Below are 13,863 nucleotides of genomic sequence, written 5' to 3'. Positions count from 1 at the left end.
AGACGGCAGGATGAAGGCGAAATACACAAAATAAAAAACAGCTCCTTATAAGGGAACTGTTCTCACTCAAAAAATCGTTGTAAGGCTATCGAAGTCTGTCTACAGATTTTACGAGCCTCTCATCTCTGCGGATAAAAATGTTTGCAATAAGCAGACAGATCATCGCGATCAATGGGAAAATCGGCTCAATACCCTTCTCAGGAAATTGAATTCCTCCGGATAAGTTTAGTAACCAGTACGCCAATACACCAATCAACAAAGCGTTTATAATAATGCTGATGGTATTCAGCAGAATTTGTCTTTTTCTGTTTTTAAAACTGAAAATACTTAATGCTCCGGTTAAAACCAGTAGGATACAACCAATATTAAGTGCCGGAATATTGCCGGATACGACAACATCCTGTCCTGTAATGAAAAGAAAAACAGCAGCTAAAACTGCTAATAATGTCCAAATAGTTTGTATTCTCTGTAGCATTGAATATTAAATTCTTGGCAAAAATAACATAAATTTTGCACAATTCAAAAATAAGTGTAGATTTGCATTATACAATGTACTTGAAAACAAAAGTCACCGGACTTACTTTTCTTACTCACAATTAATTACATTTTTACATTAAGTATGTTTAACATAGAAACGTTAAGGTCAAAATCCGTAACGGAACTGACTAAAATCTTAAAAGATTTGGGCGTTAAAGTTGCAAGAAACAGCAATGAAAATGACAAGATCTTTGCTATTCTTGACTTTCAGGCTTCCAACCCCAAAGTCTCAAAAGATTATTTCAACGCCACAGAGACAACCAGTATAAATACTGAAGAGGATCAGGCAGAAAAACCTGCTAAAGCCCCGGCAAGAAAAGCTGCTGTCCCTAAGAAAGCCCCAGCCAAGCCCAGAGCTAATGCTAAAGCACCGGTAGAACCTAAAGTAGAGGAAAAAGTAATAGAACAAATACCGGTTTCTGAGGAAATAAAGCCAGAAGAGCCCAAAGCTGAAGCTGTAACGGCAACTGAAGAAGTATCTGCCACGACAGCAAATGCTAAAAAGAAGAGAAAAAGAGTTTCTACCAACACGGGTAATACAGAAGTATCCCAGGAAAGACAAGAAGCTCCTAAAAACACAGAATCCCAAGAGCCTGTTCCGGCAGAAGATAAGCCGAACAATCCCCCTCAACAACAGCAACAGGCTAACAGACCTCAAAAAGGACACAACCACCCGCAAAACAGCGGAAACCAACATAAAAACCCAAACCAACATCAACATCAGCACCAAAACCAGAATCAGAACAGACATTCTGAAAAGGCAGAGGAGCAGCATGATCATAAGAAAGAATTCAGTTTCGATGGAATGGTGAGTATTGAAGGAGTGTTAGAAATATTACCGGATAACTATGGATTCTTACGTTCTTCAGACTTCAGTTATATTTCTTCCCCTGATGATGTGTATGTATCTACCGCCCAGATCAGAAATTTTGGTCTGAAAACCGGAGATACAGTTAAAGGAATTGTAAGATTACCAAAAGAGGGTGAAAAATATTTTTCATTATTAAAGCCTACAGAGGTTAACGGACGTGATCTTGCCTTTATTAAAGATAGAGTTGCTTTTGAATATCTGACTCCACTTTTCCCGGAAGAAAAATTCAATCTTGCAGGAAGCGGATCTACTGTTTCTACAAGAATCGTAGATTTATTTGCACCCATTGGAAAAGGGCAGAGAGCAATGATTGTTGCCCAGCCTAAAACAGGTAAAACAATGTTGCTAAAAGATATTGCTAATTCTATTGCAGCGAATCATCCGGAAGTATATATGATGGTTCTTCTTATCGATGAACGTCCGGAAGAAGTTACTGATATGGAAAGAAGCGTAAATGCAGAAGTTATTGCTTCTACATTTGATGAAGCAGCCGAAAAACATGTGAAAGTAGCAAACCTGGTTCTTGCGAAAGCTCAGAGAATGGTAGAGTGCGGACATGATGTGGTGATCCTGCTGGATTCTATTACAAGATTAGCAAGAGCGTATAACACCGTTACTCCTGCTTCAGGTAAAGTTCTTTCCGGTGGGGTTGATGCCAATGCTCTTCACAAGCCAAAAAGATTCTTCGGTGCAGCCAGAAAAATAGAAGGAGGAGGGTCTTTAACCATTATAGCAACTGCATTGATTGATACAGGTTCTAAAATGGATGAAGTTATCTTTGAAGAATTTAAAGGTACTGGTAATATGGAGCTTCAATTGGATAGAAAAATAGCTAACAGAAGAATTTATCCTGCCATTGATCTTGTGTCATCAAGTACGCGTAGAGATGATCTTCTTCTTGATGAAGTTACATCGAAGAGAATGTGGATTTTAAGAAAATATCTTTCTGAAATGAATCCTGTAGAAGCGATGGAGTTTGTTGATAAAAACATCAAAGGAACCCTGAATAATGAAGAGTTCCTGATGTCTATGAATAGATAATAAATTAAATTTTCTTAAGCCGGGCTTCTATACTTTGAAATAAGGATGTAATAAATCCTCAAATTTATAGAAGCCCGGTTTTTTATTGATAAGATGTTCGGCGGCAAACAAGGCTCCATTGCCAAAAGCATCTCGCGAAATTGATTCATGAATGAGTCGTACCGTCTGGAAGGGAAAACCAAAAATAACCTCATGTTTTCCGACAATTCCTCCCGCTCTTATAGTATTGATTTTTTCGTCTTTTACATCCAAGACATCCGCAATCCGGATGGCAGTCCCTGAAATTCCTTGTTTGTCTTTAAAGTGCTCTTCAATAATCTCTATATCTACTGATGGGGCAATCTTTTTTAAAAATTGGGCAGCATATAAGAGGTAATTAATTCCCAAAGTAATATTTGGAGACCAAAATACAGTTGCTTTTTGAGCCAGTTTATGAAGAAATCCAACTTCTTTGTCAGAGTAGTGGGAAATTGCTGAAATGATTTTTATTTCATTTTCAGCTGCAGATTCCCCATACATATAAATACCCTCTTTAGAGGAGAAATCTATAATGGCATCTACAGGATGTTCTTTCAATAATGCTTCCACACTCATTTTTTTATCTGAATAAAAATACCCGGGATCATCACTTTCTATCCCTAAGAAATCAGCGGCATCTCTGGTAGTTAGCCGGTTCGTTTTCCTGTAAATCCACTGTAAAGAATGATCTTTGCTTTGAAGGATTACTGAAGCAACGGCCTTTCCTGCCTTTCCAAATCCAAAAAGTCCAATTTTCATAATAAAAGTCTTTTAAGTTAAACATTCAGTGAGAACAATATTTTTTTATGGAATAGTGCTCGTTTTGTGTAAGTTACAAAATTGAAAATAAAGTATGTTTTCAATAGTATTCACCATATGTAGTGATGGCAATCATTTTTAATCAGAGTGAAAAAAAATATTTTTAAAATTTAATTCATTCTAAATCAATATGTCAATGTTAAAGATTTATTAAAGTAATCCCCAATCTTTGATAATAGCTTAAATATTGGCTAATTTTGGGTTATAACATTAAAAATAAAGATTATGTCATTTGAATTACCAAAATTAGGATATGCATATGATGCATTAGAGCCTACTATCGATGCAAAAACTATGGAAATCCACTATACAAAACATCACCAGGCGTATATTGACAATTTAAATAAAGCAATTGAAGGGACTGACTTAGCTGGAAAATCTATTGAAGAAATCTGCCAGACAGGAACTGATAAGCCTGCTGTAAGAAATAATGGAGGAGGACACTTCAATCACTCTTTATTCTGGGAAATTTTGACTCCGGGAGGAAGCAAAGAGCCTGTAGGAAATGTAAAAGCTGCTATAGATAACTATGGTGGTCTTGAAAAATTCAAAACTGATTTTTCAGATGCTGCTAAAACAAGATTTGGTTCAGGATGGGCTTGGTTGGTGAAAAATGCTGACGGATCCGTATCTGTTTCTTCTACTCCAAACCAGGATAACCCATTAATGCCTGTTGCGGACGTTAAAGGAACTCCGGTTCTTGGATTAGACGTTTGGGAGCATGCTTATTATTTAAACTATCAAAACAGAAGACCTGACTATGTTTCTGCATTCTTTGACGTAGTAAACTGGGATAAAGTAGAGGAATTATTCAACAAATAATTTTAGGCTATTATAAAAATAAAAAGGTTCAGAATTTTCTGAACCTTTTTATTTATTGATATTCTGTGATTATTTGATGATAACCATTTTTGAGGTTTGATTTCTTTCTGAATTGATTTTTAGCAGATAATTTCCTTTTACTATACTTCGTACGTCGATCTGTTTTTCATTTCCTTTTAGGATTAATTTTCCTGACATATCGTATAATTCCCAGGAAATCAGTTTCTCATTCCCACTACTGATATTAATATAGTCTGAAGCAGGGTTTGGATATACTTTTAGTTGAGATGGTACTGTCAATGTTTTCTCATTAGAGTAGTTTGCAGATGAAGTATCGTTGTTTTTTGCAAAAGCTTCAATGCCGTCACACGGGGCAATATACGCCTTAAATAAGCTGCCTGCGGTAGCTATTGAACTAAAGCCTGGAAGTAATAGTACATTTTGACCAGCCTTATAATTAACAACTAACCCATTATTAATAACTGAAGATGCAATGATTGACTGAGCTGCCTGAAAATTCATTGAATTTGCAATTGGATAATCAATAACCTCAATATTAGGACATTTATTGGTATTATCTAAATGAGGAACCAATTGGGGAAAAGCATATCCATTTTTTGCATTTGGAATTTGGCTGCCAATATTGTTAAAAGATGAATTAACAATATTGGGATTGTCCATAATTACCCAGGAGTATGAATGATAGCTATTTCCGGATGTCCAGCCTAAAACAACATCTCTGATACCTGAAGCATTATAAGCTGTTTGATAATTTTGAATCATATAAATTTTTCCGTTAGCAGCTCGTTGCATAGACAGGTTATGCCCTCCCTGGTGACCATATACATAATTGAATGTACTGTTTGAAATCTGATATGAATAAACGGTTGATGTTGCTGCCGGATAATCACATAGGCATTTGTCTGAGTTTGTGAAATAGAGGAAATCACTATTCCCCGAAAACTCTGCACTGTTCGTGAAATCAGAAGGTTCTAAAAACTGACCTCCGCTGCTTGGAGGGACAATATTAGTCTGATTGCTGAAAATTCCTGTAGCGTTGTCAAAATCAGAAAGATAAATTCCTTTATTATTTCCCTTATTAATCCTTGTTGCCAGTTTCTTGCTATTGGGAGATATCTTAAAAAAGTTTCCATAGTTGGGCGCAGGGCTGGACACAGGGTTTGTGTTTAGTCCTCCAGGTGTAAGTTTATAAGATAAAAAATTACCATTATTAGCCGTTACAATCCAATAAGAATTTCCATTGCTTCCCACTGTCGACGTTAATGCATTGGTAGGTGAATTCGAAAATAAAATATTATTCTTTGAGGTAACAGCTCCCAAACCTCCATTTAAAGACATATCTACAATGGCATATCGTAATCCATAGTTATAAGAGGTTGTATCGGATAAATTTTCCTGATCATCTACTTTCTTATCACCATTGATGTAAAATACGTAATAGATAGAATTGGAATTAGGTAATGGAACGATAATGGAGGATTGGTCGGATGGATTCCCAAATGTATTGAAGGCGGTGTTATTAACGCCAAATAAATTGTCTCCATTGTTCATAACGGCTCCGTTTTTATCATAAATTTTATAGCCGTCACTATAGAATAAAAGATTTCCCGTATTCTTATCACTAATTACCGAACTGGCATATCTTAAGTAAGGAGAATTTATAGTATGTATGTAGCCCAAATAATGCGTAGCATCAAATTTCCACTTATTATTGCCAAATACCCAATGGTCATTTTCATGTTGGGCATATAAAGAGTTTGCACCAAGACATAGCGCCATGAGTAAAAGAGAGATTTTGTTTTTCATATGGTTATTGGTTTGTTATTTAGTTTTTAAGAATGTTTGTTTTTGCCAGAATAAATATCGGGTTCATTTTTTACCGGCCTGTAATGGAAGAGTAATCAATAAACCTTTGAGCAGGTAGAATGTCAGTTAAATTGCTATTTATATTGATCGTTTCACTGCAGAATGAGGGTGATGCCAGCGGAATGTAAAATTGGTGGGATACGCAGATCGTGAGCACAGATCGTGCTGGAAAAAATTTTTTCATGGCTTACTATTAGTTTTTTGTTTTCTGGAATTCAATATCCAGTGAGTTACAAATATAAATAAAACTTGGAAGAGATGTATACATTATTTATGTATTGAGGCAAGAAAGTTACTGTTTGATAATAAATACTACCTTACAGCGTCACTGCCTGATAACCCATTCATTTTAAGTCCGTATTTCCATTTTACATAGGCAAATACCTGATACAACTTATATTCGAATTTGATTCCGTAGTTTTCACGGGGATCATAATCAATTCCCGACTCTATAATGTTTCTATATTTTCCTGAATTATAATAACCGTTCCATTCATTGACAAGAAAGGTATTCTTTGTTTTCAGATACGATTCTGAATATTGGCTGATAGGTCTGGCAACGGCATTTAAAAAATAATCAAACTGAGTATCTATCACCGTGAGATCCCATTCTCCGTCATCATTTTTAGACGGTTTCATCTCATTATGCTCTTTGTCTTTCTTTGAATTGTCCTGTGAGAAACAACTAAAAGGGATTAAGACAATGAATAGTATTAAAATGATATTTTTCATACTCATAAAGTTACACAAAAAAAGCACTCATTGAGAGTGCTTGAATTTTTATGGTTCTTTCTGGAGAACTACAAATGCCGGGAAGTGGTCACTGTAGCCGCCTGTAAACTGATCTCCATTCCAGGATCTGAAAGGGTAGCCTTTATAATTTCCTTCTTTATTCACAAGATAAGCCGGAGCAAAAATTTCTGCTTTATATACAGAATATTCTTTTGTTACCTGATCAGAAACCAGGTTTTTAGAAACAATAATCTGGTCGAATAAGTTAGGAGCATCCTGGTACGCCAAAGAAGCAACCCCTTTTTTGTATAGAGGATACATTAAATTGAGATAAGGAGTTTCATCACTTAAATCTTTTGGGCTCGCCTGTGCTTTCAGATAATTTTTCAAGCTGGAGCTTACAGGATCATCATTAAAGTCACCCATAGCGAAAAGCTTTGTTGAAGGGTCTACGGCTCTTATACTGTCCATCTGTTGCTTTAGTAAAGCGGCGGCGGCATTTCTTTTAGGTAAAGAAACTGCTTCTCCTCCTCTTCTTGAAGGCCAGTGATTCATAAAGAATGCCACCTTTTCATTATCTAAAAATCCTGTTACCACCAAAATGTCTCTGGTGTATTCTCTTCTTCCGTCACTGCCAAAAATTTTCAATTCCTTTTTTAATGAATTGCTCGGGGTGAATCGTCTTTTCTGATAGATTAAAGCAACATCAATACCTCTGTAGTCATACGAGTTGTAGTGAATAATTCCATAATCGTATTTTTTCAAAGCGGGTTCATTAATAAGATCTTCAATAACCTGTCTGTTTTCAACTTCGATCAGACCTACTACTGCAGGAGCTGTTTTGGTATACTGTGCTCCCATTTCAGAAATTACTTTTGCCTCGTTGGCTAATTTGGCTTTGTATATTTTAGAGCCGTAATTCTTAGCACTTTTTGGGGTGAATTCTTCTGAGCCACTTTGGTATCTGACTACTTTTTTTCCTTTTAAAGCCCCATCACTCCAAGGTCCGTCATACTTTTCAACATCTAAAAAGTTTACAGAATCGATGGGGATGCTTCTATGGAATGCCGGATTTTTGATATCTTTAGTTCCGTCAATATAATCTGCTGAGCGTATTGTATCCCAAAGGTTTTCTACATTCAAAAAGCCAACAGTAGCCACTTTTCTAAGTTTTCCCTGTTGTGCAAAAGCCATTACTGAAAAAATGATGGCCATAAAACTCATAAATCTCTTCATCCTCTAGAGTATTAAAAATTATTTAAACGACAAATTTACTTCTTTTTAATTCATTCAATTTTAAATATTTGTAAATTTAAAAGGGAATAAATATAAGCCTTTTACTTAATCATTCATAAAAGCTTGCAATGTTAAGGAAAAATAATGTTAAAAAAGTTGTTAATTGCAAATTTTGACTAAATTTGTGCCCCCAACTTTTAAACTGTTGAGAATTAAGAAGAAAAGTATTAAAAAAAATAATATACTCATGATTAAAAAACTATCATTAGTCTCTTTATTTACTTTACTTCCTGCTTCATATTATTTTGCACAGACCACTGTGTCTGCGTATCTTAAGGATGCAGAAGGAAAGCCTATTGAAAAGGCACAAGTAGATTTAAAAGGGAGCGAAAATGATGTAACGGCTGACAAAATTGGATATTTCCAGTTTGTAGATCTGCAGCCGGGCCATTACCAAATTGTGATTACGAAACCCAACTTCGAAACCAAGTTGATGGAGTTTGACGTAGCGGATGAGAAAAGAAAGGATTTAGGAGTTATTACTCTTTATTCTGCTCTTACAAGCGCTGATCAAGGTTTAGCGATTATTGACAATGATGATGATGATAGCAATAGCAGTGGACAAGCTTCAACTGTAGGTTTGCTTCAGTCTTCTCAAGACATTTTTAGCAGAATTGCCGCGTTTGATCTTGGATTTTACTGGTTCCGCCCAAGAGGAATTGATGGAAGAACAGGCGAAAATATGCTCAACGGGGTTTCTATGTTGAAATCTGATAATGGTAATGTGGACTTCAATAACTGGGGTGGACTGAATGAAATTACAAGGTATCCTGAAGTTTCTGCCAACCATTCCCCTTCGGAATATACATTTGGAGGAAACAGCTCGGTTGTTTACAAAAATACAAAGGCCAGTGAGTATAGAAAAGGGTTCCAGTTTACCCAATCTTTAACCAACAGAAATTACAGAAACAGAACTTCCCTGCGTTATTCTTCAGGAATGAGTAAAAAAGGATGGGCTTTCACTGTAATGGGTGCAAGAAGATGGGCTGAAGAGGGAATCCAGGAAGGTACATTCTATGATGCTTATGGAGCGTATTTAGGAATTGAGAAAAAATTAAGTGACAATCACACGGTAACATTCAACTTTATTGGTGCTCCTTACAGAAGATCTACTGCAAGCCCGAGTACACAGGAAGTATATGATTACAGAGGAGTACATTATAATTCTTATTGGGGATATCAGGATGGAGAACAAAGAAGTGAAAGGGTAAGAAAAGGTTTTCAACCTATTTTTCAAATTCAGGACTTCTGGAAGATTAATAAGAAATCAAGTCTTTGGACATCGCTTTCGTATCAGTTTGGGAAAGACAAAGGTTCCCGTTTAGACTGGCAGAATGTTCAGAATCCATCTCCTACGTATTACAGAAATTTACCAAGTTATTATGACTCTTTAGATCCTAATGCTTCAGTTATCAATGCTGATGGTTCAATGACCACTTCACAGGATGCCTACAGAACAGCATTGGCAGCATGGCAATCAGGAGATCCAAAAGTTACTCAACTGGATTGGGATAGATTATACAGAAGAAACATGTCCCAGCCAGTAGGATCTTATTATGGGCAGACAGGTAAAAGAGCTCTATATTATCTGGTAAATGATGTAAGCGATGATAGAATCTGGAATGCAGCAACCCATTTTGTACACAATTTCACGGATACAACTAAATTTTTACTCAATGTATCTTATCAAAACTATTATTCTGAGCAATACAGAGAGGTAAATGATCTTTTGGGGGCAGACTTTGTACTGAACAGAGATCCGTTTGCAGCAACCAATCAGCCTGGGAAATCAGGTTTGTTCAATGATGGTGAAGGCAATGTAACGAAGAGGGTAGGAGATAAAATGGGGTATGACTACATTTTCAGAAGACAGGAAGTGAAAGTAAACCCGGGATTAAAATTCTCAACAGGAAAATTTGATGTATTTGTTTCTGCAATGGCAGGATATTCATCTTCCAACAGAGAAGGCTTATTCAAACATTATTTATATAATGATTCTTACGGAAAAGGAACAGACTATAATTACTGGAATTTTGGCCTTAAAGGCCAGATCATTTATAAACTAAACGGAAGAAACTTCCTTGTTTATAATGGTGCTTATTATAATCAGGCTCCTTATCTGGAAGATTTGTTTGTAAATCCAAGAGTCAACGGATCTGTAGCTCCGGGGATAAAAAGTATGGTAGTCAATGCTAATGATCTTAGCTATGTGATTTCTACTCCTTTCCTGAAAATGAGATTGACAGGATATTTGATTGATACAAGCAATGAAACTACTGTTCAGAGATTCTTTGCAGATGGAATTCCATTGAAGAGTGTTGATGCAGACGGTAACCAAACGAACGTTCAGAGTGCATTTGTTTCACAGATCATGACTGATGTGAAGAAAAGAAATATGGGCTTGGAACTGGGCTTAGATGTGAAGGTATTACCTACATTATCATTGCAAGGTTTGGCAAGTATCGGACAGTATACTTATCAGAATGACCCAATGACGTATTTTGCGTCAGATGCTGTAGGAGTTTTCGGTAACGGACTTCCTTATACAAGTATGGGTAAATCTTACCTTAAAAACTACCGTCAGGGAGGAACCCCTCAACAGGCGTTCTCTTTAGGGTTCCGTTATAATAACCCTAAATACTGGTGGGTAGGTGGAAACTGGAATTATTTTGATGATAATTATCTGGATCCTGCTTCATTGGTAAGAACAGAATCATTTGTACAGAATGACAATACCGGTACACCTTATTCAGGTTTAACAGAAGGGGATTTAAGAAGAGTGTTGCAACCTAACAAACTCCCTTCATCTTTCTTCCTGAATGTAAATGCAGGTAAATCATGGGTGATCGGCAAGTATTACGTATTGCTTTCTGCAACCGTAAATAATGTGTTAGATAACAAAAGATACATTACAGGAGGGTTTGAGCAAACAAGAAATGCCAAGTATCCTAGTTTTGCTCAGGATCTTGACAGAGAATTTACTTTATTTGCTCCAAAATACTGGTATACTCAGGGAAGATCATATTTCGTGAACTTACAATTTAGATTTTAATCATCAGTTTATTAACTACTTTAATTAAAAAATATCAAAATGAACATAAAGAAATACTTAAGTCCGGTAACAGGAATTGCATTCGCTGTAATTGCTCTTGCTTCTTGTGTACAAAAAGACGAGTGGGAGACTCCTCCCATTAAATGTGAGAATAAATTTGCTGCACCCAACATTTCTCTTGCTGATTTTAAAGCTCAGGCTCCTGCTACAGGATATAAACTGATTACTACAGATCAGATCTTTGATGGGTATGTAATTTCTTCAGACGAAAACGGAAACTTCTACAAAACCATCTCTTTCCAGGATAAAGCTGAAAACCCTACAGCCGGTCTTCAGATTGAAGTTGATAAGTCAAGTAACTATGCAGACTTCCCTGTAGGTGCTCATATCAGAATTAACGCAAAAGGGTTAAGATTAGGTCTTGACAGAGGAACTGTTAAAATAGGTTCTGTGGACCCCACTTTTTCAATTGGAAGAATTCCTGCCTCTTTGTTAAGCAGATATGTATCTGGGGTTTGTAATGGGAATGGTCTTGAAATCGTTGCTATTAAACCTGTTGAATTACCAAATCTTAATGCAGCTAAGAGCGATCAATATATCAATACTTTAGTTAAGGTTCCTAATTCTCAGTTTGCAATCGGAGATATTTACCCTGTTAACAAAACATATATTGATTATGTTGGAGGTGCTGGTGTAGATACAGACAGAGGATTGGAAGATGGTGCAGGAGGTTCTGTTACCCTGAGAAATTCAGGATTCTTCTCTGAGGGAGCTACTTTATTACCAACAGGTAACGGAGATATTACTTTTGTAGTAAGCCGTTATAATACCACTTGGCAAATGCTTATCAGAAATACTAAAGATATTAATTTTAAAGGAAGCAGAGTAGATGCAACACCGCCTAAAGGAGGTACTGATATTGCTTATTTAGGTTCTTTCTTAGAAAATTTTGAAAGTTATTCTACAAGTCCTACGAACCTTGAGATTTATCCTAAATATGTAAACGATGCGGTGTTAGGAAACAGATACTGGCAGTTAAAAACTTTCAGCGGTAATAAATATATCCAGTTGGGAGCGAACTCAGGTTCGGGAAGTTACCTGACCTATTTTGCTGTACCAGTAAACTTTACCGATGCTAGTACATTAAAATTTGATGTAAATGTTGGATTCTGGAATGGTAATGCTCTGAAAGTTTACTATACAACTAATTATACTCCTCTTGGAGATATTACTGCAGCAACTAAGGTAGATATTACTTCAGAATTTACAATTCCTCAAGCTCCTGCGGTGAATTATGGAACGCTTACCCCTGCGGGAACTTATAATATTCCTGCTTCAGTGACAGGAAATGGATTTATCTTGTTTGAATACTCTGGATCATCATCCGGTGTAACAACTTCAATTCAATTAGATAATATTCAGGTTCAATAATTGAGCTACTATTTAATATACAGGCCGTCTTGAAAAAGACGGCTTTTTTTATCGTTTTTGGCAGCAAAATTATTGTCCAGCGAAATTAAAAGATTAAAAGATTTTTTATGGAAACAAATTTAATTTCTAATTTCGCTGTCTAAACTAATATTTTATATTAGTTTAGATAAGCCAAGAGGGCTGTCAACATACAATTACGCTACCAATAATCCAATACGGTTTATTGATCCTGATGGAAGATCAGAAACAGACTGGTTTAGAAATTCATTGGTTCAGTTGGAATTTAGAGATGATATAAAAAGTCAGGAAGATTTAGATGATAAAGGAGTAAATGGAAAATATGTAGGTGAAACATTCCGTGAAGGAGGAATTTATTATGCAGCAGATGGATGGATGTATGATGATACTGAAGGTGGTGGTGGAAGAGCTATTGCTGATGGGAGAGTTAAGGATGTTGGAGAGGTTAAAATAACTCCTAAAAGTGTTATTGCTGAAAGAAATTTAGATGCTGCACGTACTCGTTTAGGAGAAGCCGAAAACGATTTTTGGGGGCGTTATGCGATTGGTCTTACGGCTGGAGGAAGTTTGGGCTATTATACAGGTAGTTTGACTATGGCATATAATCTAGGATCTGGAAAATTAAATTTTTTTGGTACATATGGAACACTTAATCTTCCTAGTGCGGGAACAATGGTACAGATTAATTTTATGAATGCCTATGGTACTGTAAATGGTCAAAAGTTTAAAGATGTTTTTGGTGGTATGGTTGGAGAAAGTAAATCCTATTCCGGGTCCTATCTATTAGGCTTTGAACATGCTAAGAGTTCTCAAGACGGAGAAATATCTAACTTTGGAACAGCTACCACAAGTATCAATCTAAAACTAGGATATGGAGCAGCCGTAGCTAATACTACTACATATAATTTAAGCAAAATGTATTATGGATTTACACCTCAATTTGATTAGTTTATGAAACAGTTAATTAAAATAGTAGTAATTTATTTATTTGGATGTTTTCTATTACATTCTTGTTTTAATTGTTCTCGGTATACTAATATGCTTTTACAACAAGAGTGTAACATTATTGTTGATATAGTAGTGCCAACTGGAGCGAGTTTGTTTAAAGTCAAAGGACATGATCCGATTACTCATGATCTTAAAATCTCTGAACCAAATAGATGGTGGAGTTTATATGCTAATGAGATAGAGGTTGGAGATACTATTGTAAAAAAGAGAGGAGAGTTGACATTTAATATTCATAAAAAGGACACAGTTATAGTTCATAAATGGAAATGTGATGAAAATTAAAATAACTATTAAAAGATTTATTCTTTATTCTTATACTTAAGAAATTAGA

11 protein-coding genes are annotated in these 13,863 nt (G+C 35.9%); 6 read left to right on the top strand and 5 right to left on the bottom strand.

Annotated elements, in window-relative coordinates; translation table 11 throughout:
• Window positions 1–85: 85 nt before the first annotated feature.
• A complete protein-coding gene (locus C1631_RS17030) occupies window positions 86–475 on the bottom strand; it encodes a DUF4293 family protein (RefSeq protein WP_103247420.1) in 390 nt (129 codons plus the stop codon).
• Window positions 476–619: 144 nt separating this feature from the next.
• Here C1631_RS17030 and rho point away from each other — a divergent pair, with 144 nt between their 5' ends.
• The gene (rho, locus tag C1631_RS17025) at window positions 620–2,449 is read left to right on the top strand and encodes a transcription termination factor Rho (protein ID WP_109713516.1); all 1,830 of its coding nucleotides are present in this window, start codon (window positions 620–622) and stop codon (window positions 2,447–2,449) included.
• A gap of 27 nt (window positions 2,450–2,476) precedes the next feature.
• On the opposite strand, the gene C1631_RS17020 is transcribed toward rho, so the two are convergent.
• Window positions 2,477–3,226, bottom strand: a complete 750-nt coding sequence (locus C1631_RS17020; RefSeq protein WP_103247422.1) for a 4-hydroxy-tetrahydrodipicolinate reductase — start codon at window positions 3,224–3,226, stop codon at window positions 2,477–2,479.
• A gap of 285 nt (window positions 3,227–3,511) precedes the next feature.
• On the opposite strand from C1631_RS17020, the gene C1631_RS17015 reads away from it, so the two are divergent.
• A complete protein-coding gene (locus C1631_RS17015) occupies window positions 3,512–4,108 on the top strand; it encodes a superoxide dismutase (RefSeq protein WP_103247423.1) in 597 nt (198 codons plus the stop codon).
• Window positions 4,109–4,177: 69 nt separating this feature from the next.
• Here C1631_RS17015 and C1631_RS17010 read toward each other — a convergent pair whose 3' ends face one another.
• The 3 genes from C1631_RS17010 to C1631_RS17000 form a co-directional block, all read right to left on the bottom strand.
• Window positions 4,178–5,935 carry a T9SS type A sorting domain-containing protein gene (locus C1631_RS17010; protein ID WP_103247424.1) on the bottom strand — a complete coding sequence of 586 codons (1,758 nt, stop codon included), beginning with the start codon at window positions 5,933–5,935 and terminating at the stop codon, window positions 4,178–4,180.
• Between the two features lie 372 nt (window positions 5,936–6,307).
• Entirely contained in the window at window positions 6,308–6,727 is a 420-nt protein-coding gene (locus C1631_RS17005; protein ID WP_103247425.1) for a DUF6146 family protein, read from the bottom strand.
• Between the two features lie 48 nt (window positions 6,728–6,775).
• Window positions 6,776–7,963, bottom strand: coding sequence for an endonuclease/exonuclease/phosphatase family protein (locus tag C1631_RS17000; RefSeq protein WP_103247426.1), 1,188 nt, complete (start codon window positions 7,961–7,963; stop codon window positions 6,776–6,778).
• Between the two features lie 247 nt (window positions 7,964–8,210).
• Here C1631_RS17000 and C1631_RS16995 point away from each other — a divergent pair, with 247 nt between their 5' ends.
• The 4 genes from C1631_RS16995 to C1631_RS16980 all read left to right on the top strand — a co-directional run bounded on the left by C1631_RS16995 (window position 8,211) and on the right by C1631_RS16980 (window position 13,814).
• Window positions 8,211–11,075 carry a TonB-dependent receptor gene (locus C1631_RS16995; protein ID WP_109713698.1) on the top strand — a complete coding sequence of 955 codons (2,865 nt, stop codon included), beginning with the start codon at window positions 8,211–8,213 and terminating at the stop codon, window positions 11,073–11,075.
• 39 nt (window positions 11,076–11,114) lie between these two features.
• On the top strand, window positions 11,115–12,506 hold the full coding sequence (locus C1631_RS16990; protein WP_109713514.1) for a M949_1556 family lipoprotein: 1,392 nt from the start codon (window positions 11,115–11,117) through the stop codon (window positions 12,504–12,506).
• Between the two features lie 276 nt (window positions 12,507–12,782).
• Window positions 12,783–13,472, top strand: a complete 690-nt coding sequence (locus C1631_RS16985) for a hypothetical protein (RefSeq protein WP_103246810.1) — start codon at window positions 12,783–12,785, stop codon at window positions 13,470–13,472.
• Window positions 13,473–13,475: 3 nt separating this feature from the next.
• The gene (locus C1631_RS16980; protein ID WP_123966718.1) at window positions 13,476–13,814 is read left to right on the top strand and encodes a hypothetical protein; all 339 of its coding nucleotides are present in this window, start codon (window positions 13,476–13,478) and stop codon (window positions 13,812–13,814) included.
• Window positions 13,815–13,863: the final 49 nt, after the last annotated feature.

Origin of the sequence: Chryseobacterium phosphatilyticum, assembly GCF_002899825.2 — a bacterium.
Classification (GTDB): domain Bacteria; phylum Bacteroidota; class Bacteroidia; order Flavobacteriales; family Weeksellaceae; genus Chryseobacterium; species Chryseobacterium phosphatilyticum.
The sequence above is the reverse complement of the archived record's forward strand: the minus strand, read 5'-3'. Positions and strand labels throughout refer to the sequence as shown.